The sequence below is a fragment of the Jejuia sp. G7-7 genome (assembly GCF_055808955.1).
On sequence record NZ_JBVVSZ010000001.1, the window covers coordinates 1,844,237 to 1,864,697 of the forward strand.

Genomic DNA, 20,461 nt, shown 5'->3' on the forward strand with positions numbered 1-20,461 from the left:
ATTGTATTATGTGCTATAGTTTGTTTTGCCCGAGGTTTTGTTCTCTTTTAAATAATTCCCCCTCCTTTTTTGCTCGATATTTACAAAACGTGCCATTCCGTAATCTTGTAAAACCTCTTTCCCTTCTTCAAATAAAGCAAAAGACAATTTATCGTAATGTCCATGACTTAACCCATGTGCCGTATATTTAAAGACCAATTCTAAATCGTCACTACGCAAAATTCCAACTGCTCCTTCATCTCCTTTTGCGCCATCAGATAATTCAATAGATTTTTTGACAAAAGGTTTATCTTTACCTTCTTTTATTCCCAAAGCCACCGCTAAACCTGCATCATCAAGCGTAACTTCATCTTGCTTCTTAGCAATACTTAATAATTCTGGATTGTTACCTCCAAAATGGTATCCTATATCTACAGTTGAAATTAAAGACGCATTAAAATACGACATCCCTTTTTGAGCATCATTCAGCAAAAAGAATTCTCCATCTGCATCAGTTAAGTTCAATAAAGCATTGATACTTTTTAAAAGCACTCCGTCTTTATACTCAAACACCTTATGTTCTGGTTTTTTGTTTTGAAGAGCTTGCGCGAAAATTAAAAATGGATATGATGCGTAACGTTGATAGTAAGGGCCTTCAGTAAAATATCCATCTGGAGAAAAAGGTTCGTCGACATTAGCATAAAATCCTATTTTCTGACCATCTTTTCTAATATAACCTCCGTCATTATCTTTTTCATCTGGGTTAAAATTTTCATCTTTAACTCCATTTAAAGCACGATCTAAAAGTTCATCATCATCCATAGCTAACGCAATCATCCCAACAGCCGCATTACCCCAAGTAGCATGGTTATGAACTCGGTTAAAAAATTGCGGATTATCTTTTGATATGTGATCTGCAAAAGGTCTGAATAAATCGGCTTCTAAAGTGTTTCGTTCTTCATCGGATAAGAAATCATAAATACAATCATAAGCTTGACTCGTATAAACCAACCAATTTGAGTCGTTTAAGCATTGCCAAAACAACTTACCTCTAGCATACGATCTTGGTTTTGGGTGAATAGGCCATGTTGGATATAGCTTTGCATACTCAAACAACATGTCTTTTACAAATTTGGCATATGTATCATCTTGAAGAATTTGATATAACACACCTGCTTTTTGCATTAATACATAATTCTTCTTATGTGTTTCGTGTGTATATCCACCCGAATAATCTTTAGGAATTGGTACATCAAAGCCCTTTTCAATTTCTGCATCAATCTCTTTTTGAGTTGCAGCTAATGTTTTGTCAAAAATTGGAATGCTCCCTAAATTTGCTCTTATTTCTTTAACTCCTTGTTTAGTTAAAATTAAGCTTGGGTGTTCTGATTGAAAATCTGAATCTATTCTTGAGTTAGATTTGTTATCACATGATAAAACAATAAAAACTATTAAAAGAATTATTGAATATTTTTTAAAAGTTTTTTTCATTATTTAATTTTTAAAATCTAGTAAATTTCAGGAAGAAAAATTGGTTTACCAAATTGGTTTACCAAAAATACAATAATTAATCAATTTTCAAAACCTTTTTATAAAAAGTTAATCTAACATATAAGAAACATTATTATCTGATAGAAATTACATATTATAAACACCACCATTAATGTCAAGAGTAGCACCGGTTATAAAACCATTGTATTCAGACGCCAAATATAAAACTGCCCTGGCTACATCATCAGCATTGCCTGCACGTTGAATTGGAATTCCAGAAATTGTTGCGTCTGCTGATTCTTTAGTTGTATGTGTATTATGAAATGAAGTACCAAGAATAAGTCCTGGAGCTACAGCATTTACTCTAGTTCCTTGAGGACCAAATTCTGTTGAAAGTGCTCTAGTATATGTTAATATAGCACCTTTACTGGTTGCATATGCTAGAGAACCAGGATGCCCGCCTTTACGTCCAGCAAGTGATGCCAAATTTACAATACTACTTTGAGCATTTTTAGCTAAATGAGACGATGCAGCTTTTGTAACAAACATCATAGAGGTAAGATTTATATCCATGACCTTATTCCAGAATTCTACTTCCATTTCGTTTAGCATTTTACGTGCCACAAGAGAACCTGCGTTGTTAATAAGTATATCTAAACCTCCAAAAGCTTTTACCGTTTTTTCGACCAATACATTAGCATCTGCTTCTTTTGTTAAATCCCCACTTATAGCAACAGCTTTCTGCTCTTTACTGATTGCATATTCTACTAATTGATTTGCTTTATCAGCACTAGAAAAATAATGTATTGCTACATTAGCACCACTATCTATAAAGTGTTTAGTAATTGCCTCTCCAATACCTTGAGCGCCAGCAGTAATGAGCACATTTTTCCTAGTTAATTTATCGTTTATGTTCATTTTATTCATAAATTAATTAATCATTTTTAGTAAAATAACCTTTGTTAGATATGGAAGTATCACTAACAGTTATGCTTGCTGTTTTAAACCAAACTTCAGCATAATTTCCATCTTCATATTGTTTTTGAATATCACCTCCATATGTCTCAGCACCAGAACACCAATTTTTATTTACTTCGGGAGATTTTCCATTAGTTTGATTATAACAACCAAGCTTAAAAAAACAGCCTTCATCTGCATAGGCTTTTTTGCGCTCAACTCCATCTTGACCTATTGGAACAAATAATTTTTGTGTTTGTTCTGGTATATTTGAAGTTGTTGAGTATTCAGATTCAATTAAGTTTTTTGTAAACGTTTTGGTTTCACGCCCTTTGCGAGTGAACTTTAACTTCATAACACCAGCTTTAACCTCAATTTCATAACTAAATTCTTCACCTAATGCTATACCATCTTTGGGTTCATCTGGATATGTATTTTCTTTATCTCCAACAACAAAAAAATCATGACCCCAAACCGCTGTAGAATAATCCCATCTTCCAGAATTATCATCACCTTCAGTATTAATTTCATAATGCCAAAAAACAGAACCTTTTGTATGACCAGGAAATTTTTTATAGAATATTTTAAGTGGCTCGTTTTCATGCCCATCTGCGCTATGAATCTGACCAACAACTACAGAATACGAAGCCGCTACACGCGCATCTCCAGTTGCTGACACATTCATTACTTTAAGAGTTGCTTTCAATTTGTCATCTGCTGATGCAGGGTACCATTTTTTTACTTGAGCCAATTCGGTTCTTGTATTGTTTGAAGTCCCATGGGTATCACCAGCATTAGGTGCTTTAAATACCACCCAATTCTTTTTATCATCATTTACTGTATAAAAAAAGTCTTTGTGCTGAAAGTTATTTGCATGACCTACATTTGTACCATCACCTAAAATTAAATTCCAATTATTAAAAAAGGAATAACATCATTTGCGAAAACGATTTTTTTCTCTTCTTTTTCTTTTGATTTTTCAGCACTCTTTTTACAACTATTCAGCATTAGGAAGGTACCAAAACTGATGAAAACTAATAATAATGCGATATATTTTTTATTCATTTTTAAGAATTTATTCGTTTATAATAATCCCTCTTTTTTATATCTAGTTGAATGTTATTAAAAATAATTTAGTAATGCTACAATACCATTATAAGAAATAACTAGTGAGAAAAATAACGCTGCAAACATTCCAATATAAACACCAAGACTTGTTTTGTAGTCTTTCATAACTTTTTTACTTTTTAGCATTAGTATAATTCCTAATATTACTATTGGCAATACAAATACGTTAAATACCTGAGAAAGAATTTGAACCTCAATTGGGTTTGCACCAAAAGCGGGACCTATTAAAGCTACCAGACACGCAATAGCAGTTATAATTCTAAACTGTCGAGAATTCGTATCTAACTTACCTGATTGATAATCTGCAATTAATAATGGAGCGATTAACAGACAAGGAAAAATAGAAGATAACCCAGCACTTAATGCTCCAAAGAAGAAAATGGTAACTGCCCATTTACCTGCAACTGGCTCTAAAGTATTTGCCATATCTAACACATGCGTAACTTCTTTACCTTGATAGTATAATGCTCCTGCAGCTACTGCCATAATAGTTCCACTAATAACAAATATTAAAACAGCCGCAGTAATAGAATCCCTCTTTTGCTGATTTAAATTTTCAATAGTCCACCCCTTTCCTTTTACAAATAGTGGACGAGATAAAAATGTTGCTGCTGCCATAGTGGTACCAACAAATGCGGCAACCAACATTTTGCCACCAGGAACGTCTGGTATTGTAGGGATTAAACCTTTAACTACATCTATAGATAATGGTTGCACAAAAAATAATGAGAATAAAAAAGACAAGCCCATTAGAGTTACAAATATGACTAGTATCTTCTCGAAGAATGTGTACTTCCCAACGAGCATTAGTAAGTAAAATGTAACTATTATTATAATAGCAGTAATTAAAACAGTTTCATATTTAAAAGCACTTAATCCATCAAAATTTACTGCTAAAATTTCAAAAATGATATTAGAAGAAATTCCTAAAATTCCCATTAAAGAATTCCATTGACCAAATGTGATGCCTACAATAATTAAGATTGCTAAAACCTTACCGAATTTTAAATGTTTTTTGAATCCATAAAGCGCAGTTTCTCCTGTAATCAACGCATAATTACCATAAGCAAACATTAAAACTCCCGAAAAAAACAACTCAATAAAAGCACCCATAACAATTGCATATTAAACTTACTACCAGCAACTATCATAGAGGTTACACTACCAGTACCAATGGTGTAACCAATAGCAAATATTCCGGGACCAAAGCCTAATACAATAGCAATAATTTTTTTAATTAAAGAGGTTTTATCTTCTGTTTTTAACATTGTTTAGTAGTATTAGTTAGTTTTTCCAGTTGGTATGATAAAATTTACCTGAATCATCATCAGTTCTTTGATAAGTATGTGCTCCAAAATAATCACGCTGCGCTTGAATTAAATTTGCAGATGAATCTGCAGTAGTATATGTATTTAAAAAATTAACAGATTCACTTAAACATGGAATGGCTATCTCGTTTAAAATACATTGTGAAACAAGTTTATTAGCTGATGGCCTTAAGACTTGCAGTTGTTGTTTAATACTTTCGTTTATTAATATAGACTTAGATTTTTTAAAAACTTCTACTAATACTACCATTAAATCTGATTTAATAATACAACCGGAGGTCCATATCCTTGCTATTTCACTTAAGTTTAAATTCCATTTATGAAATTTCGAAGCCTCTTCTATTAATTTAAAGCCTTGATAATGATTAATAATTCTAGCAAATTGGTATGCATTCAACAAATCAATTAAATCTATTTTTATATTAGAAGAATCATTATTTCCAAAGGATATGTTAGCTTTAATTCTATCATCTTTAAAAGAAGACGTATAGCGCGCAAATAAAGAAGAAGCGATTAGTGTACTGGGGATTCCCAATTCAGCAGTAGCAATAGTCGCCCAATTACCTGTACCCTTGTTTCCTGCCTTATCTAATATATTATTTATTAACCAGTCGTTATTTTCCTTTTTCCAAAGAATATCAATAGTGATATTCAATAAATAACTATCTACATCTTTTTTCCAAATTTCTAAAACTTCTGCAATTTCATCAGGCGTTTTTCCTGTTGCTTTAAAAATGCTAAAACTTCTGCTAATAATTGCATTTCAACATATTCAATACCATTATGTATCATTTTCACAAAATGACCACTTCCTTCAGGGCCTATATATGTACAACAGGAAGCCCATTACTATCTTGAGCTGCTATAGATTCTAAAAAAGGTTGCACAGATTTATAAGCCTCACTATTACCACTAGGCATAATTGATGGCCCTTTTAAAGCCCCTTCTTCTCCACCAGAAACTCCAGCACCAATAAAATGAATATTTTTAGATTTTAGATACTCAAACCTTTCTTTAGTATTATTGTAATTTGAATTCCCTCCGTCAATTATAATATCGCCTTCACTTAAATATGGTAATATATTTTCAATAACAGCATCAATTGTTTTTCCTGCATTTACCATGAACATAATCTTTCTTGGTTTTTGAATAGAATTCACAAACTCCTCAAGATTATCAAAAGGCAATGCAGATGATAATTCAGTATGCTCTTTTAAATTTTAAAGCCACATGTTCTTCAACACCATCAACATGTCGGTTATACATTGATATTTTGAAACCATTATTTGACAAATTTATACATAGGCTCTTCCCCATTACCCCTAAACCAAGTAAACCAAACTCTGATTTTTTCATCAACTCTTTTTTTATGTTCTCAATAATTTCTTTTGGCGAATTATCAATATTACAAGTTATAGCGTTTGTAGGTTTTTCTAAGGTATCGAATTGAGATTTGAGTAACTCAGAAGGCATGAAATGATTCTTTCTTTTATTTATTCGATTATAAATGGTATCAAAATCCCCAAATAAATGAATCCATTCAATTTCGTTTTGAATCCCATCACTTAGTAACTCTCTATACTTATTTTTTAAAAGCCGAACAAACTAAAATACAACTATTACTCTTTAATTGCTCCTTTATTAATTGGTTTAAAGTTGACAACCAACCATGTCTATCATCATCATTTAGAGATTCTCCGCTAGACATTTTTTCTAGGTTCTGTTTTGAATGATAATTATCACCATCAAAAAAAGGCAGATTCATTTCATCAGCTAATAGTTGCCCAATAGTGCTTTTTCCAACACCTGAAACCCCCATTATAATTATTACCCTTCTCAATTTTTTATTTACTAGGTTTAGTGGATGCTAACACAGTAGCTTTTTTAAACCAAACCTCAGCATAGCTTCCATTTGCATATTGCTTTGCAATATCTCCTCCATAAATTTCTGATTTAGTGCTCTTAGCATTTGCCTGGTTATAAGCACCTTGCTTGAAATAATTGATTTCACCTGCGTAGGCTATTTCGCGTTCTACCCCTCCTCCTTTTTCTCTATTTGCATATACTTTTATTACTTGCTCAGGAATATCTGCTCTAGTTGCAAACTCTGATTTTATTAAACTCTTGGTAAAAGTTACAGTTTCATGATCTTTACTTGTAAAAGTTAAGTACATAATTCCTTTATACACATTTACTTCGTAACTAAATTCTTCTCCTAACTCAATTCCATCTTTTGGCTCTTCTGGAAAATCAGTTGGACTTGAACCTACAACTGAAAAATCATGACCCCAAACTGACGTAGAATAATCAAATCTTCCAATATTGTCTCCTTTTGTATTAATTTCATAATTCCAAAAAACAGAACCTTTGGTGTGCTCTGGGAATTTTTTGTAATAAATTTTTAGTGGTTCATTTTCGTGACCTTCACCACTATGAATTTGACCAATAACCACGGAGTACGAAGATGCCGCGGTAGCATCTCCAGTTGTTGAAACATGCTGTACTTTAAGGGTTCCTGTTAATTTACCTCCATCTTCAGGAATCCAATGTCTTTTTTCACCTAATTCTGTTCTTGTATTACTTGACGTTTTTGATGTTACACCAAAATTTGGTGTTTTGTAGACTACCCAATCTGTTCCGTTTTCATTTTCAACATAAAAGAAATCATCCTTTTGGAAATTCACTAAACTGTCTGAACGTGTACCATCACCTAAAAGAATTTTCCATTTATCCATAAATGGAATAACATCGCTTGGGTATTTTATAGTTTTAACATCTGTATTCTTAACTTTCTTTTTAGTGTTTGAACAACTGTTATTTACAATTATAAAACAAATCATAAAAAAAACCGAAATACTGATATAGCAGTTTTATTATTCATTTTTTTGATGTTTTAATAGTTTGAGGAGACAGTTCTCTATGTTTTCTATCTTTTTATTGCACCAGAAGTATTTCCTTGCATTAAACCTTCTACATTTTCTAGAGACACAGTATTTACATCTCCAGGAATGGTATGTTTCAAGGCACACGCAGAAGCAGCAAAATCTATAGCTTCTTCATCTCCATAATGTAATAACCCGTAAATTAAACCCGCAGCAAAAGCATCTCCAGTTCCAACTCTATCAATAATATGTGTTATGTTTAGCATATCTGTTTTGATATATTTTTCGCCATTCCACATTTTACCTTGAATTTGATGATGAGATGCACTTAAAATTTTTTCTTGTTTTTTTGACAACTTTTTTGACATTGGGAAAAGTTTCTATTAATTTTTTGGCTAGAGACTTAAAACTATCCTCAGTTTGTCCCATATCAAACATTTCTCGAATTCCATGACTACTTGTAATAACAACATCTGAATGTTGCACCAGTTCTGGAATAATCTCTTGCATGGTTTTACCATATTTCCACATATTGTCTCTAGAATTTATATCTCCAGAAACTGTAACCCCAAGTTTATTCGCCATTTTAATGGCATCTAAACAATTTTGTGCTGCTCCTTCTGAAATTGCTGGCGTAATACCTGTCCAATGAAACCAATCAGCGTCTTTTAAAACTTCTTCCCAATTTATCATTGATGGTTGAATTAGAGAAAAAGAAGAGCCTTCTCGTTCATAAATCACTTCACTTGATCTGTGCACTGCCCCTTTTCAAGGAAATATTTACCCATCATTTCATCCCCATAAATAACGTGCTCAGTACTTAACCAATGTTTTCGAAGAAATTGTGTAGCTGCCTTACCAAGTGCATTGTCAGGAAAACGTGTAACATGTGCAGCTTTCATACCTAAATAAGCACAAGAAATAGCTACATTAGCTTCTCCTCCTCCATAAACAAGTTCGAAAGAAGAAGCTTGCGAAAATTTTTCGTAACCTGGAGGTGATAAACGCATCATTACTTCACCGAATGTTATTAGTTTTTTAGGCATAATTTCTAATACATTAAGGTTTGCTTTAAATTTTCTTCTGTTTTTATTTTACCTGAGTTGATTACAATATTCTCAGATTCTATATTATTTTTGCTCCCCATAAGATTGAAACAAAGTTAACAGCATTGTTTTTAAACGTATTTTTTATCATGTTTACATTGACAATTCCTCTATGGTTTAGTAATATTTTATTCTTTTCTTTTGCTCCACAATTGGTAAATATAGAATTGGTTACTAACAGATTTCCACCAATAGTTGACTCATCATACCCACCTCTGTAATAATCAATTACATTTTGTTTTACGTTGTTGAAATTACAATTTTCTATTGTTAAGTATTCTGTATTATAATCTCCTCTATCATTTGTTTCTTCTGATAGTTCTAATCCGTTTTCACAATTTAAAATAGACGTATTTTTAAATATTATCTCTTCAGAAAATGATTGTTTATAAACTCTTAATGCATAATTAAAATTACTTATTTCAGAATCTATAACCTCTAATCCAAAGTGATTAGACATATTCTTTTTTAAACTTGCAAATGCGTAATTAGCACCATCTCCTTTTAACTTAATATTTTTAAGTATTAATTTACCATAAGGATTTAGAGAGAATAAAGGCGTATTTTTCTCTCCACTAAATAAAATTTCAGTTTTTCTTTTTGATTGAATTGTTATAGATTTATTGATAACTAAAGATTCCGAAACTTTAAAAATTCCATCATTTAAACTAATAATATCACCGCTTTCTGCTAGTTGTAATTTAGCAACTAACTCATCAGCATCATTTACATTATAGATTTTTACTTCTTTAACTTCAACTTCATTTGAATACCAATCTGCACCATATTTTGATTTATCTAATAAGTCTAAATTGATATTTTCTGAATCTAAAAATGCCCCTATTCGATTTGTACTATTTCTTGAATTTCCTAATAAATCTTCTTTAATTGATTCGAAATCAAAACCATTATAAGGCTCTATATCATTAAAACCAGACAAGGGAACTAACAAATCTGAGCCAATATCGGTTAAGGCTAATTCTTTTGAAATCAGACCTTCTCTTTTTGAAAACTCTACACCATTATTATCAATTACATTTCTTTTAAAAGTTACTCCATCAGCTTTATCATGTTCAACAATTGGGTTTGCATCACCTTTAGAATTATAAACAACGTTATTTACAACTTCTGTTCTTATAGCTCTTGCAGAACGTATTTCAGATTTTGGCAATACATCCTTTTGAGCTAAATTTTGTCCAACTCCAAATTGAAATGGCGAATCAGAATCTACAAACGTATTGTAAGCTACAACAACATCTGTTACTTGGTTATATCTGTTTAAAGGCGATTTCGGAATGCCATTCATTATTGCAATTGGACTTCTAAATTTTTTTCCTTTTATTTTATAAAAAAGGTTGTTTGTAACCCAATGCCCCGTATTTATAATTCTTATTCCTCCATATTGTTCATTAACACCATCCCCTATAAAATAATTACCATCTACAGTAACATAATTACCATGTCTAGTTACTACAGAACCTTCACTTTTATAAAAAACATTATTTTTAATACTATTAAAATTAGTTTTACTTGATATAATTTCAACTTCACCATTACACTTTTCAAATAAGTTATTTGCAATTAGTGTATTACTTGGCGACATTGAAGTAAAGCTACTGCCTAACTGAATGGTTTCTCCTCTTGCGCCACCTTTTCTAGGTCTTGGTCCAAAATGATTATTAATAATTTTATGATGGTTTCTAATACTTTGATTTCCTTTTAAATCAACTCTTACCGTTGGGCCACCATTGGTTTTACCAGCTATATAACAATTACTTAATTCGTTATGCTTTCCATAAAATTGAATCCAAAGGTTATCTTTATCTCTTTCTAAATTATTAAAATCTACAATAACACAATTAGTAACTTTGGAATGATTTGCAACGTCTTTTTCACTAACTCTAAAAGCAATGACATTTTGAGAAGGTGAATGTCCATTTCTAAAAAATAGACCACTCACTTCTAGGTAATTTCCACTTATTTCTAAATTTGAAACACCTTCTATAAATACTTTTCCTGGCGTTTCAGCTTTTAAACTAATTGGGGTTTCTTTTGTCCCGTTACCTATAAAATCTATCGCTACATCTTTCCATACACCATTTGCCATAATGATATCATCGCCAGGTTTCGCATTTTCTATAGAACTTTCTAATTCGGTCAAATTAGTAACCAAAACGCCTTTATCATTAGTTGTATTACTACATGATATACAAATTGAACAAATAAAAACAAGAAATAATAACCTTTTCATAAATGTATAAATAAATGGTTAAGATAAAAGAAAGCCTTTATGAGAGATAAAGACTTTCTAATTCAACTAAATCAAACTAAACTTAAACTATTTGATAACAATTTTTTTGCAAAGCTTCCACTATCAGTATTTATCTTCATTAAATACATCCCGGTAGCAACATTGGATACATTTAATCTATTGTTTTATAAATTATCTACTAATATATACTGCGATAATTATTTTTTTGGTTTTCCAATCTGGTTAACCAATTTGGTTTTCCAAATATATGCATATAATTTAGTTTACCAAAATAAATTAACATAAAATGGGGAGTTCAAAAAAAGCAAAGCAACATTTACTATAATTATACATAAAAGTGTATGAGAAATCAATTTATTTTAAAAAGTATTCTCTTCAAATAAACCTTGATAGAAAAACGTTAGGAAGGGATGGTTTTTAGAGGGATTATTAATACCAAAAATTTTGATTTATGGTCTTTGTTTGTATTTCCACAATAGAAAAGCCTCAATTTGTTTAGAATTGAGGCTTTTAGATTTACAAGTATTTTAAACTACTCAATACATTTTAGTTTATCTATAAAAAACTCTTTATACTCGATAAACGTTATGCTTTTAGAAGCTTTAGTAGCCTGAAGAAGTATAGATTTTATAGGAGATTTTTTAAGATGGAAATATGAGCTTTTGTTAAATTACCTTTAAACAAGAACTGACCACACTCCATATCCCAAGAATGGTAAAAAGTAATGGTTTGATTATTCTCTAAAGTAACTTTTACATAAGAGCGATTGTTTGAGAGATAACTAACACAACCCAAATCTTCAGCTAAATTAAAAAACACATTTACTTTAGCTCCTTGCTTGTAAAGTTCTACGGTCAAGTTTTTATTAAGATCATATGGCTCTGTTCTTGTGGTTTGTATGTTATAAAACGAATCATATTCATTTATTGCATAATGACACGTATTACGGAATTCAAGCTGCTTTAATCTTTCTTTTTCTTTTGCTTCTTTGCTTAAAGCCTCAGATTTTTTTCCAGCAACTTGCTGTTCATTATTTATTTTGGCATTTGCAATAGAGTCTAATATTCTTTTTTCTATTTGCTCTGTAATACGCTTTCTTGCTAATTCTCTTTCTAACTCCATTTGCTGTCTTTCAGCATCTCTTAACTTAATAATAGAGTCTTGCATACGTTGTTTAACTTTTTCTATGGCTCGCTTTCTGGCTAATTCATTCTCCTGCTCTAAACGTATTTTTTCTGATGCTCTAACTTTAGAAATAGAATCTAATCTTCGCTTTTCTCGCAATACTACTCTTCGTTTTCTTTCAAATTCTTTTTGAAGTTCTGCCTGCCTCAACACTTTAGCTTTAACTTCAGAAATTGAATCTTGTCTACGTTTTTCCTTTAAAACTATTGCACTCTTTCTTACTGCTTCCTTTTCTAATTCTAATTGTCTTTGAGCTTCTTCCGCTTTAGCAATGGCCTCTAATCTTGCTTTTTCCTTTAGTGCTGCTTCTCGTTTTCTAGCTAGCTCTTTTTGTAATTCAATTTGCCTTAACTCTTCTACTCTAACTGCTGCAATCGAGTCTTGTTTACGTTTTTCTTTTAATTCTAACGCTCTTTTTCTTGCTAGCGCTTTCTGCATTTCTATTTGCCTTAATTCTTCCCGAACCTTTGCAATAGAATCTAAGCGTTTCTTTTCTCGCAATGCGACTTCTTTTTTTAGAGCTAACTCTTTTAGAAGCTCAACCTGTCTTAACTCCTCTGCATTTGCTTTAGCAATAGAATCTTTTTTCGTTTTTTTATTAATTCAACTGCTTTTTTTCTAGCAGCTTCCTTTTCTAATTCTAATTGTCTTTGAGCTTCTTCTGCTTTAGCTATAGCCTCCAATCTTGCTTTTTCCTTTAGTGCTGCTTCTCGTTTTCTAGCAAGCTCTTTTTGTAATTCAATTTGCCTTAACTCTTCTGCTCTAACTGTTGCAATCGAGTCTTGTTTACGTTTTTCTTTTAGTTCTAATGCTCTTTTTCTTGCTAGCGCTTTCTGCATTTCTATTTGCCTTAATTCTTCCTGAACCTTTGTAATAGAATCTAAGCGTTTCTTTTCTCGCAATGCGGCTTCTTTTTTTAGAGCGAGTTCTTTTAATAGCTTAATCTGGCGCAATTCTTCTGCTTTTGCAACCGCTATTGAATCTTGTCTTCGTTTCTCCTTGAGTGCTGCAGCACGTTTTCTAGCCGCTTCTTTTTCTAATTCTAATTGTCGTTGAGCTTCTTCTGCTTTAGCTATGGCCTCCAATCTTGCTTTTTCCTTTAGTGCCGCTTCTCGTTTTCTAGCAAGTTCTTTTTGAAGTTCTATTTGCCTTAACTCCTCTGCTCTAACAGCTGCAATTGAATCCTGTCTGCGCTTTTCTTTTAGTGCTAAAGCTCGCTTTCTAGCAAGCTCCTTCTGTAACTCAATTTGTCTTAATTCTTCCTGTACTTTTGCAATAGAATCTAGTCGCTTCTTTTCACGCAGCGCAGCTTTTCGCTTTCTTTCAAGTTCTTTTTGAAGTTCTATTTGTCTTAATTCTTCTGCTTTTACGCGTGCTATGGAATCTTGTCTGCGTTTTTCTCTTAACTCAGCTTCACGTTTTAGAGCAAGTTGTCTTTGCAATTCTATCTGACGCTTCTCTTCCTCTACCTTGGCTATAGAATCTAATCTTCTTTTTTCCTTGAGTTCTTTTAAACGTTGAATTTCTAATTCTCTTTGCCTACGTGCTTCTTCAATTTTAGCAATGGAGTCTCTTTTTCGCTTTGCTTTTTTATCAATTATATCTTGAATTTTTTTCTTTCTGTCATTTTCTTTTGCTATTAACTTCTCCATTTCTCGTTCTTCGTAATCATAGAACAAATCCATCATATCATCATTAATCTGAAGATAATCATCACTTACAAAACCAATAAAATCCTTGTACTTAACTTTATAAAAATGATTTCCTAGATAATCAGATACCAAACATTTTTCATTGGACTTAAACTGAGTTAAAACTGGTGAGTTATTATCAACACTTTTATATAGTTTCCCACTTTCAATAAACCTTGTTTTTATCTCAGTTTCCTGAGAAAAAATAGCAGTTGTTACTGAGAAAAATATAAGTAGAAGAAAATTTTTCATTCCTTGTTTATTTTTGATTTGGGTATTTCTATTAATTTAATCCTTTTAACCAATCTTCGAGTCTATGCGTCCACGTTTGTAAGTAACCTTTGCCTATTGCTAGCGAATAACCGTGTGCTCCAGTAGGGTATATATGCATTTCCGAAAGTACTTCGACATCTTTTAAAGCTTTATAAAAATTAAGACTGTTTTCCACAGGAACTGCTTTATCATCTGTTGAATGTACAATAAATGTAGGTGGCGTATTTTTTGTAACATGTAATTCATTTGAAAATTCATCTACTAATTCCTTAGAGGGATTATCTCCCAAAAGGCGATTCCTAGAACCTTCATGAGTATAAGGATATCTCATTGTAATAACTGGATAAATTAACGCCATAAAATCTGGTCTTGCACTTGTTTTATCAATTTCACCTTCAATATTTAACGTAGATTTATCAAATTGTGTGCCTAAAGTGGATGCCAGGTGTCCTCCAGCAGAGAAACCAATAATTCCAATCTTATCTTTTTTAATCCCCCATTTCTCAGCTTGATATCTCACTAACCTCATGGCTCTCTGAGCATCTTGCAAAGGTGCTTTATGATTAATAATTATAGATTTTGATTTTGGTAATCTATATTTTAAAACAAATGCAGCTATACCTTGAGTATTAAACCATTTTGCAATATCGGTGCCTTCCCAATCATAGGATAAAAAATTATAACCACCACCAGGGCATATTATGACAGCTTTTCCAGTAGAATTTCTTTCGGCAGGAAGAAAAATTTCCAGCGTTGGTGTTTGCACTTTACGAACTCTTAATATACCATCAACCTCACTTTGCTCGACTTCATTAGATTTTTGGCTATTTGGAATTTCTTTTTCCCATAATGGCATAATTTCACTTTGTGCAAAACTCATATTTAAAACTAATATAAAACTTATAATAAGATAACCTTTAGCTTTCATTACAACTGGATTCAATACATTCATTTAAATTTATAAAAGACTAATATACATTTTCAAACTAAAAAAACTTTAAATTTAATCGCAAACATTTGTTCTCTTTAAAAAACCATATCTTTTCGAACTAAAATTTTACTTTTTATATTTTTGATTTTTAAATTTTGAACACATGCAAAAAACTGACATTTTTTTTCGTTTCGTCAAACTTTTTAACACTACAATAATTAATAAAGGATTACTATTATTTATTCTTGCAACATCTATTTTATCATGTAATAGTGATAAAAAAGAAGCAAAAAATGAAAAGCCCAACATCGTTTTTATTTTTGCTGACGACATGACCTATACTGCGATTAATGCTCTAGGAAATAACGAAATTATAACTCCAAACTTAGACAAATTAGTTAATAACGGCACAACGTTTACAAATACCTATAACATGGGCGGATGGAATGGTGCTATTTGTGCTGCTTCCAGAGCTATGATTATTTCTGGTAGAAGTCTTTGGAATGTTAATCAATTTAGACAAAACTGGATTAAAAATAAAGAATTTGATAAAACATGGGGAAAGCTAATGGAAGCGAATGGTTATGACACTTACATGACAGGAAAATGGCATGTAGATGCCAAAGCAGATAGTGTATTTCAAAACGTAACACACACCAGACCGGGAATGCCTGGTGATTCTTGGGAACATGAAATAATGGTTCAAAAATTTAAAGATATTGAAGGCACAAATATTGATCCTGCCACTCTCATGCCTTTGGGATACAATAGACCTTTAAGCGAAAATGACACTACGTGGTCTCCAACAAATCCTAAATTTGGTGGATTTTGGGAAGGCGGTAAACATTGGAGTGAAGTCTTAAAAGATGATGCGATAAACTATATTGAAAAAGCAGAGAAAAGCGATAATCCATTCTTTATGTATTTGGCTTTTAACGCCCCTCATGATCCTAGGCAAGCTCCACAAGAGTTTTTAGATATGTATCCTTTGGAAAATATTAGTCTACCTAAAAGCTGGATGCCAGAATACCCATTTAAAGATGATATGGGATGTGGTCCCGATTTGAGGGATGAAGCTCTAGCTCCTTTTCCAAGAACTGAGTATGCTACTAAAACACATATACGAGAATATTATGCTTTAATTACGCATTTAGATGTTCAAATAGGTAAAATCATAGACAGACTAGAGACTACTGGAAGAATGGATAATACTTATATAATTTTTACTTCTGATCATGGATTAGCAGCAGGAAGACATGGTTTAATTGGAAAACAATCACAATTTGACCATAGTATTAGACCGCCGTTTATGATTACAGGTCCTAAAATCCCGAAAGGTCAAAAAATTACTGAGGATATTTATTTGCAAGATGCCATGGCTACAACTTTAGAGTTAGGCGGAGTAAAAACCAGATTATGTATTTTTTAATAGTGTTTTACCTCTTGCTACTGGAGCTCAAAAGAAGGGTAACTATGACGCGATTTATAATGGGTATATTGACTTACAACGTATGATTAGAAAAGATGGTTTTAAATTAATTGTGTATCCGAAGATTGAAAAAATATTACTTTTTGATATGAAAAATGATCCTGAAGAAATAAATGATTTATCAGATAATGACGATTATAAAACCAAGGTTAAAACTCTTTTTGAAGATTTAATAAAACTTCAGAAAGACATGAATGACCCATTAGACATTTCGCATATTTACAATAAAACAATCTAAGCAAAACCTTAAATTATAAGATATTAAAGAGCAATTACAATTATACCTGTGGTTGCTCTTTTCTATAATCTGAAGGTGTTCTACCAGTTATTTTTTTAAAAACTCTGGAAAAATATGATACATTTTCGAATCCTACTTTTTCTGCAATAGCTTTTAACGAATCTGTTGTGGTTAATAAAAGTAATTGTGCGCGCTCTACTCTTTTTGACTGTATAAAAAGTTAGGACGCATTTTAAACTTTTCATAAAAACTTCTCGAAAAATGATCTTTACTTAAATTGCTGTAGGATGCCAGCATTTCTACAGTTAAAGGTTTGTGCAAATTCTCTAACATATAAATGTGCACTTTATTAATATTGCGTTTTGAACGTTTTTCAAATATATTACTGTCCTCTATTATAAATTTTGACAGTAAAATTTTAAGCAAGCCCTGAGTTTCAATATAATTACTAGAAGTTATATTCTTATTTTTTAGTTCTAAAAAAGCAGAATAACTTTCGTAAACTTCAGGATTATCATCAACTAAAGTTCTGTTGGAGTTTATTTCTAATAAACGCCTAAAATAATAGCTATCTGTTTTTGAAGCCTTTTTTGGTGTTCAAAATTCTTAAAATTAAAAACTGAAAGACCTTTTCCTAGTTCTTCTAAAAAACTGATATATAATTGTTCATGTTGTAATTCACATTTATATCTACTGTAAGTATAACTCGGAATTAAGTACATATAACCAGGTTTTAGATCGAACTTTTCACCTCTCAAGTATACATAGGCGCTTCCCGAAGTTATCAGATATAACCTCGAAAAAGGGCTAATAATATTATCATAATCCCAAGATGAATCTAACTTAACCAATCCAATGCTAAGCAAGTTAAGTTTTAAAGATTTTAAATAATCTTGCATTTCAAATATTCATATTTTTAAATGTTGTTTTCTAAAACTTGCAGGTGTATTGCCAACAATTTTTTTAAACGTCCTTGAGAAATATGATATATTTTCCAAACCAACCTCTTTTGCTATTTGCTTTAAACTACTATTAGTGGTAACCAATAAAAACTGTGCCTTTTGAATTCTTTTTTGCTGAACATACCTGTTTGGTCTTATACCGAAACTTTCTAGAAAACGTCTCGAAAAATGGTCTTCACTTAAACAATAACTTAATGCAAGGGTTTTTACAGATAAATCCTTGTGTAAATTCTTCCCAATATATATAAGTACTTTGCTCAAGTCCCCTTCATTAGGGTTTTTAAACTTAGGAACTCCATCTTCTTCTATAAATCGAGACAATAAAATTTCTAAAATCCCTTGTGTTTCCATATAAAAATTAGATTTGAAAACACCTCCTTTTCCTAAAACCTTTTTAACATGTGCGCGAGGTTCAGAATCTGTTATTTTCTTTTTAGGATTTATTTCCGACAAACGCTTAAAACAATGAATATCAGCTGCCGTCGCCTTCACTTTATATTTAAAACGTTTTATATCATAAATTGAAGCACCTTGTTCTATTTCATCAAAAAAACTAGCATAATATTGTTCATGGTAATTATCACAATAGTAACTATTATTTGTAAAACTTGGAATTAAATACATATAACCTGATTGTAAGTTAAATATCTGATTCGTATGACTTAAAACTGCTTTTCCTGTTGATATATAAAATAATCTTGAAAATGGACTAACCACATTGTTAAAACACCATTCTTTTCCAAGTTTAGCATAACCTGTATGAAGTAGATCAAGGATTAAAGAGTCTAAAGAAGAAAATCCCATAAGGCAAAATTAGATTATATTTTAATTAGATAAATTTACAAAAATTAAATACACAATATCGGAAATATACATTTTTTTGCCTGATTTACACAGTGTTTTTATCGCAATGTCAATATATCTTTGTGACAAACATCAAAACTTTAATGTTTATGTTAAAAGGTATGAGAATTCTTGCCCTAATTATAGCGGCAATGCACATGTGTGCGTGCGGACCAGATTTACCGGAAACTGTAGCCATAGAGTATGAAAAACTTCCAAAAAAAATAGATTTTAATCAACATGTTAAGCCTATTTTATCGGATAAATGTTTTCTATGTCATGGTCCAGATAAAGATAATATTAAAGGTGGTTTGCAATTGCATACTGAAGCACTAGCTTATGCAGAACTTTCTGAAAGCCCAGGCAAATTCGCTATTAAACCTAAAAATTTAGGAAAAAGCGAGTTGGTATATCGCATCTTAACCGATGACCCCAAAATTATAATGCCAGAACCGGGTTCGCACTTATCTTTAACAGACCACGAAAAAGCGGTACTTGTAAAATGGATTGAAGATGGTGCTGAATATAAAGACCATTGGGCATTTTTGAAACCTGTAAAACACGACATTCCAAAAGTCAAAAACAAAGAATTTGTTGCAAACCCTATTGATAATTTTGTGGTTGCTGCTTTGGAACAAATGGATTTAAAACCTTCAAAAAAAGCAGATAAAGAATTATTGTTACGAAGAGCTTCTTTAGACTTAACAGGATTAACGCCAACACTTGAAGAAATTGATGCATTTTTAAATGACACTTCCGAAAATGCTTTTGAAAAACAAATTGATAGACTTTTAGCTACCGAAGCTTATGGTGAACAACGCACTTTAGACTGGATGGACTTGGCGCGTTATGCCGATACACATGGCTATAGTAATGACAGATATAGAGATGTATCGCCATGGCGAGATTGGATAATTAAAGCTTTTAATAAAAATATGCCTTATGATGAATTTATTTTATGGCAACTGGCTGGCGATATGCTTCCAAACGCTACTAGGGAACAACGTTTGGCAACTACTTTTAATAGATTACACCCACAAAATTTAGAAGGCGGTATCATAGATGAAGAGTTTCGTTCTGAATATGTTTCAGATAGAACAGCAACTGTAAGTCAAGCATTTTTAGGTTTAACCGTAGCATGTGCGAAATGTCACGACCATAAATATGACCCAATCTCTCAAAAAGATCATTTTGAAATTTATAGTTTCTTTAATAACGTAGATGAAACAGGTCTTATTCCTTGGGATTTAGCAACACCTGTTCCAGCAATGATGCTACCTACCAAGGAGCAAGAAGACATGTTAGCGTATCTAGAAACCCTTGTTGACAAAACTGAAGAAACAGTAGAAATAACTGCAAAAAAAGAACGCATAAAGGCTGATAAATGGATTACAAACCAAGGCTACAAAACAATTTCAACAAATAAAAATCCAAAAAATCTAGTAGCAGCTTTTAACTTTGACAACCAAGGACTAATTAATACTGTTGGCGGAAATGGAAAAAATAAGATAAGAATGCGTCAGCAATTTGCTGATAATGAAAAAGCCATTTACAAGCAAGGAACTAAAGGAAAAGGGCTTTTTATGGATGGAGAATACTTGGTTAGACCTAGACAAAATAGGAATTTATCAAAGAAACCAACCATTTTCTATTGGCATAAACGTTTTTATACCTCAAGATTTAGAAACTGGAGTGATTTTTCATAA

At 31.7% G+C, this 20,461-nt stretch carries 22 protein-coding genes and 3 pseudogenes; 3 read left to right on the plus strand and 22 right to left on the minus strand.

The window, feature by feature from the left end; translation table 11 throughout:
• Positions 1-6: 6 nt before the first annotated feature.
• From AC0L5U_RS09035 to AC0L5U_RS09125, 19 genes and pseudogenes are all read right to left on the minus strand, one after another.
• Complete coding sequence (locus tag AC0L5U_RS09035; protein ID WP_473415916.1) at positions 7-1,470, minus strand: alginate lyase family protein; 1,464 nt, start codon at positions 1,468-1,470, stop codon at positions 7-9.
• Between the two features lie 147 nt (positions 1,471-1,617).
• On the minus strand, positions 1,618-2,397 hold the full coding sequence (locus AC0L5U_RS09040; RefSeq protein WP_473415917.1) for an SDR family NAD(P)-dependent oxidoreductase: 780 nt from the start codon (positions 2,395-2,397) through the stop codon (positions 1,618-1,620).
• A 7-nt stretch (positions 2,398-2,404) separates the two neighbouring features.
• Entirely contained in the window at positions 2,405-3,331 is a 927-nt protein-coding gene (locus AC0L5U_RS09045) for a polysaccharide lyase family 7 protein (RefSeq protein ID WP_473416231.1), read from the minus strand.
• Positions 3,331-3,492, minus strand: coding sequence for a hypothetical protein (locus AC0L5U_RS09050; RefSeq protein WP_473415918.1), 162 nt, complete (start codon positions 3,490-3,492; stop codon positions 3,331-3,333). Before AC0L5U_RS09050 ends, AC0L5U_RS09045 begins: the two co-directional genes overlap by 1 nt.
• 57 nt (positions 3,493-3,549) lie before the next feature.
• A complete protein-coding gene (locus tag AC0L5U_RS09055; RefSeq protein ID WP_473415919.1) occupies positions 3,550-4,668 on the minus strand; it encodes an NRAMP family divalent metal transporter in 1,119 nt (372 codons plus the stop codon).
• Complete coding sequence (locus AC0L5U_RS09060) at positions 4,629-4,823, minus strand: hypothetical protein (protein WP_473415920.1); 195 nt, start codon at positions 4,821-4,823, stop codon at positions 4,629-4,631. Before AC0L5U_RS09060 ends, AC0L5U_RS09055 begins: the two co-directional genes overlap by 40 nt.
• Before the next feature lie 16 nt (positions 4,824-4,839).
• Positions 4,840-5,675: pseudogene (locus AC0L5U_RS09065) on the minus strand (NADP(+)-dependent, decarboxylating phosphogluconate dehydrogenase).
• Between the two features lie 29 nt (positions 5,676-5,704).
• Positions 5,705-6,070, minus strand: coding sequence for an NAD(P)-binding domain-containing protein (locus AC0L5U_RS09070; RefSeq protein WP_473415921.1), 366 nt, complete (start codon positions 6,068-6,070; stop codon positions 5,705-5,707).
• A gap of 13 nt (positions 6,071-6,083) precedes the next feature.
• Positions 6,084-6,356, minus strand: coding sequence for an NAD(P)-binding domain-containing protein (locus tag AC0L5U_RS09075; RefSeq protein ID WP_473415922.1), 273 nt, complete (start codon positions 6,354-6,356; stop codon positions 6,084-6,086).
• 109 nt (positions 6,357-6,465) lie between these two features.
• Positions 6,466-6,723, minus strand: a complete 258-nt coding sequence (locus AC0L5U_RS09080; RefSeq protein WP_473415923.1) for a gluconokinase — start codon at positions 6,721-6,723, stop codon at positions 6,466-6,468.
• 4 nt (positions 6,724-6,727) lie between these two features.
• Positions 6,728-7,723 carry a polysaccharide lyase family 7 protein gene (locus AC0L5U_RS09085; protein ID WP_473415924.1) on the minus strand — a complete coding sequence of 332 codons (996 nt, stop codon included), beginning with the start codon at positions 7,721-7,723 and terminating at the stop codon, positions 6,728-6,730.
• Between the two features lie 86 nt (positions 7,724-7,809).
• A complete protein-coding gene (locus tag AC0L5U_RS09090; protein WP_473415925.1) occupies positions 7,810-8,121 on the minus strand; it encodes a PfkB family carbohydrate kinase in 312 nt (103 codons plus the stop codon).
• The gene (locus AC0L5U_RS09095) at positions 8,066-8,524 is read right to left on the minus strand and encodes a hypothetical protein (RefSeq protein WP_473415926.1); all 459 of its coding nucleotides are present in this window, start codon (positions 8,522-8,524) and stop codon (positions 8,066-8,068) included. The genes AC0L5U_RS09090 and AC0L5U_RS09095 overlap by 56 nt, the downstream gene beginning before the upstream one ends.
• A complete protein-coding gene (locus tag AC0L5U_RS09100; protein WP_473415927.1) occupies positions 8,503-8,811 on the minus strand; it encodes a PfkB family carbohydrate kinase in 309 nt (102 codons plus the stop codon). The genes AC0L5U_RS09095 and AC0L5U_RS09100 overlap by 22 nt, the downstream gene beginning before the upstream one ends.
• 79 nt (positions 8,812-8,890) lie before the next feature.
• Entirely contained in the window at positions 8,891-11,122 is a 2,232-nt protein-coding gene (locus AC0L5U_RS09105) for a chondroitinase-B domain-containing protein (RefSeq protein WP_473415928.1), read from the minus strand.
• 71 nt (positions 11,123-11,193) lie between these two features.
• Positions 11,194-11,295, minus strand: a pseudogene (locus AC0L5U_RS09110) (hypothetical protein); the annotation flags it as partial.
• Positions 11,296-11,770: 475 nt separating this feature from the next.
• Positions 11,771-12,766 carry a hypothetical protein gene (locus AC0L5U_RS09115; RefSeq protein WP_473415929.1) on the minus strand — a complete coding sequence of 332 codons (996 nt, stop codon included), beginning with the start codon at positions 12,764-12,766 and terminating at the stop codon, positions 11,771-11,773.
• Between the two features lie 110 nt (positions 12,767-12,876).
• On the minus strand, positions 12,877-14,271 hold the full coding sequence (locus tag AC0L5U_RS09120; RefSeq protein ID WP_473415931.1) for a hypothetical protein: 1,395 nt from the start codon (positions 14,269-14,271) through the stop codon (positions 12,877-12,879).
• A 31-nt stretch (positions 14,272-14,302) separates the two neighbouring features.
• On the minus strand, positions 14,303-15,220 hold the full coding sequence (locus AC0L5U_RS09125; protein ID WP_473415932.1) for an alpha/beta hydrolase: 918 nt from the start codon (positions 15,218-15,220) through the stop codon (positions 14,303-14,305).
• A gap of 166 nt (positions 15,221-15,386) precedes the next feature.
• On the opposite strand from AC0L5U_RS09125, the gene AC0L5U_RS09130 reads away from it, so the two are divergent.
• On the plus strand, positions 15,387-16,652 hold the full coding sequence (locus AC0L5U_RS09130; protein ID WP_473415933.1) for a sulfatase-like hydrolase/transferase: 1,266 nt from the start codon (positions 15,387-15,389) through the stop codon (positions 16,650-16,652).
• A gap of 43 nt (positions 16,653-16,695) precedes the next feature.
• Positions 16,696-16,950: pseudogene (locus AC0L5U_RS09135) on the plus strand (sulfatase/phosphatase domain-containing protein); the annotation flags it as partial.
• 40 nt (positions 16,951-16,990) lie between these two features.
• Here AC0L5U_RS09135 and AC0L5U_RS09140 read toward each other — a convergent pair.
• From AC0L5U_RS09140 to AC0L5U_RS09150, 3 genes are all read right to left on the minus strand, one after another.
• Positions 16,991-17,164: a helix-turn-helix domain-containing protein gene (locus AC0L5U_RS09140; protein WP_473416233.1), complete on the minus strand. Its 174-nt coding sequence runs from the start codon at positions 17,162-17,164 to the stop codon at positions 16,991-16,993.
• Positions 17,165-17,495: 331 nt separating this feature from the next.
• The gene (locus AC0L5U_RS09145) at positions 17,496-17,849 is read right to left on the minus strand and encodes a hypothetical protein (RefSeq protein WP_473415934.1); all 354 of its coding nucleotides are present in this window, start codon (positions 17,847-17,849) and stop codon (positions 17,496-17,498) included.
• 9 nt (positions 17,850-17,858) lie between these two features.
• Positions 17,859-18,716, minus strand: coding sequence for a helix-turn-helix domain-containing protein (locus AC0L5U_RS09150; RefSeq protein WP_473415935.1), 858 nt, complete (start codon positions 18,714-18,716; stop codon positions 17,859-17,861).
• 149 nt (positions 18,717-18,865) lie between these two features.
• Here AC0L5U_RS09150 and AC0L5U_RS09155 point away from each other — a divergent pair, with 149 nt between their 5' ends.
• Complete coding sequence (locus tag AC0L5U_RS09155) at positions 18,866-20,461, plus strand: DUF1549 domain-containing protein (RefSeq protein WP_473415936.1); 1,596 nt, start codon at positions 18,866-18,868, stop codon at positions 20,459-20,461.

What these genes read in the sequence shown, in the direction of transcription:
- AC0L5U_RS09035 (WP_473415916.1), bottom strand. Translation starts at nt 1,470, where the DNA reads ATGAAAAAAACTTTTAAAAAATATTCAATAATTCTTTTAATAGTTTTT.
- AC0L5U_RS09040 (WP_473415917.1), bottom strand. Translation starts at nt 2,397, where the DNA reads ATGAATAAAATGAACATAAACGATAAATTAACTAGGAAAAATGTGCTC.
- AC0L5U_RS09050 (WP_473415918.1), bottom strand. Translation starts at nt 3,492, where the DNA reads ATGAATAAAAAATATATCGCATTATTATTAGTTTTCATCAGTTTTGGT.
- AC0L5U_RS09055 (WP_473415919.1), bottom strand. Translation starts at nt 4,668, where the DNA reads ATGGGTGCTTTTATTGAGTTGTTTTTTTCGGGAGTTTTAATGTTTGCT.
- AC0L5U_RS09060 (WP_473415920.1), bottom strand. Translation starts at nt 4,823, where the DNA reads ATGTTAAAAACAGAAGATAAAACCTCTTTAATTAAAAAAATTATTGCT.
- AC0L5U_RS09075 (WP_473415922.1), bottom strand. Translation starts at nt 6,356, where the DNA reads ATGCCTTCTGAGTTACTCAAATCTCAATTCGATACCTTAGAAAAACCT.
- AC0L5U_RS09085 (WP_473415924.1), bottom strand. Translation starts at nt 7,723, where the DNA reads ATGATTTGTTTTATAATTGTAAATAACAGTTGTTCAAACACTAAAAAG.
- AC0L5U_RS09100 (WP_473415927.1), bottom strand. Translation starts at nt 8,811, where the DNA reads ATGCCTAAAAAACTAATAACATTCGGTGAAGTAATGATGCGTTTATCA.
- AC0L5U_RS09105 (WP_473415928.1), bottom strand. Translation starts at nt 11,122, where the DNA reads ATGAAAAGGTTATTATTTCTTGTTTTTATTTGTTCAATTTGTATATCA.
- AC0L5U_RS09115 (WP_473415929.1), bottom strand. Translation starts at nt 12,766, where the DNA reads ATGCAGAAAGCGCTAGCAAGAAAAAGAGCGTTAGAATTAAAAGAAAAA.
- AC0L5U_RS09120 (WP_473415931.1), bottom strand. Translation starts at nt 14,271, where the DNA reads ATGAAAAATTTTCTTCTACTTATATTTTTCTCAGTAACAACTGCTATT.
- AC0L5U_RS09125 (WP_473415932.1), bottom strand. Translation starts at nt 15,220, where the DNA reads ATGAAAGCTAAAGGTTATCTTATTATAAGTTTTATATTAGTTTTAAAT.
- AC0L5U_RS09130 (WP_473415933.1), top strand. Translation starts at nt 15,387, where the DNA reads ATGCAAAAAACTGACATTTTTTTTCGTTTCGTCAAACTTTTTAACACT.
- AC0L5U_RS09145 (WP_473415934.1), bottom strand. Translation starts at nt 17,849, where the DNA reads ATGCAAGATTATTTAAAATCTTTAAAACTTAACTTGCTTAGCATTGGA.
- AC0L5U_RS09150 (WP_473415935.1), bottom strand. Translation starts at nt 18,716, where the DNA reads ATGGGATTTTCTTCTTTAGACTCTTTAATCCTTGATCTACTTCATACA.
- AC0L5U_RS09155 (WP_473415936.1), top strand. Translation starts at nt 18,866, where the DNA reads ATGTTAAAAGGTATGAGAATTCTTGCCCTAATTATAGCGGCAATGCAC.